This is a genomic window from Streptomyces fuscigenes (assembly GCF_021556455.1).
GTDB lineage: Bacteria > Actinomycetota > Actinomycetes > Streptomycetales > Streptomycetaceae > Streptomyces > Streptomyces fuscigenes.
This window is the reverse complement of the sequence record NZ_JAKGCV010000776.1, coordinates 1-1,210: the sequence shown is the minus strand read 5'-3', so window position 1 is coordinate 1,210 and position 1,210 is coordinate 1. Positions and strand designations below refer to the sequence as shown.

Below are 1,210 nucleotides of genomic sequence, written 5' to 3'. Positions count from 1 at the left end.
GGTCCGCAAGGAAATTGTCGTCAAAGAGGCTGCTCATCGCTTCTTGAGTCTAGGCCGTCCCACCGACACCCCGCCGGGACTCCCGTCACAGCCCGCACGGGCCCCGGCCCGCCCCTGCCCTCGCCCCATGACTGACGCAGCAGCTCGTGAGCCCGCAGGGCAGATCCGGATCCTCGACGCGCTCACGGACGAACAAGCCGCGGCGGTACTCGGCCTGCTCGCCGACGCCGCGGCCTCCGACGGCATGCAGGCCGTCTCCGAACAGGGCAGGCTCCAGCTCCGCGGCGGCCACCGCGACGGGGTGCGGCACTTCCTGCTGACGGTCGGCGACGAGGTCGTGGGGTACGCGCAGTTGGAGGACACCGACCCGGTGGAGGCCCCCGCGGCGGAGCTCGTCGTGCACCCGTCCTTCCGCGGGCGCGGGCACGGCCGCGCCCTGGGCGACGCGTTGATGACCGCCTCCGGCCGGCGCCTGCGGATGTGGGCCCACGGCGGCAAGTCCGGCGCGCGCCATCTCGCCCAGGTGCTCGGCCTGAGCCTCTTCCGCGAACTCCACCAGATGCGCAGGCCGCTGGTCCCGCTCGACATCCCGGAGCCGGCGATCGCGGCGGGCGTCGCCGTGCGCACGTTCGTGCCCGGCCAGGACGACGCGGCCTGGCTGGCGCTGAACGCCGCCGCCTTCGCGCACCACCCGGAGCAGGGCGGCATGACGCAGCGCGACCTCGACGACCGCATGGCGGAGCCGTGGTTCGACCCGAAGGGCTTCTTCCTGGCCGAGCGCGGAGGCGAGTTGATCGGCTTCCACTGGACGAAGGTGCACGCCCAGGAGCAGTTGGGCGAGGTGTACGTGGTGGGCGTGAGGCCGGGCGCGCAGGGCGGCGGGCTCGGCAAGATGCTGACGGCGGTCGGCCTGCGCCACCTCGCGGCGGAGGGCCTGCCGACGGCGATGCTGTACGTCGACGGCGACAACTCCGCGGCGGTCAGGGTCTACGAGGGCCTCGGCTTCACGACGCACGAGACGGACCTGATGTACCGCACGGAGCTCTGACCCGGCCGGGGGCGGTGCGCGCCGCGCTGCCCGCCGGTCAGGGCGCGCCCCGGCGGTCGGGCCGCCCGTACACGCTTCCCGGCCGGCGGGCCCGCGCGGCCGGGCCGCCGGGCCCTTCCCGCCGCCGCGCGGCCCGGCAACGCCGAGGAGGCCCGTACCCGT

1 protein-coding gene is annotated in these 1,210 nt (G+C 75.0%); it reads left to right on the top strand.

All coding sequences use genetic code 11. From position 1 onward, the window contains the following. The first annotated feature begins 127 nt into the window (after positions 1–127). The gene (gene mshD, locus L1885_RS28480) at positions 128–1,048 is read left to right on the top strand and encodes a mycothiol synthase (protein WP_235800022.1); all 921 of its coding nucleotides are present in this window, start codon (positions 128–130) and stop codon (positions 1,046–1,048) included. Positions 1,049–1,210: the final 162 nt, after the last annotated feature.

Bases quoted from the DNA above. Each gene is read 5' to 3' on its own strand.
- mshD (WP_235800022.1), top strand. From the start codon at position 128: ATGACTGACGCAGCAGCTCGTGAGCCCGCAGGGCAGATCCGGATCCTC.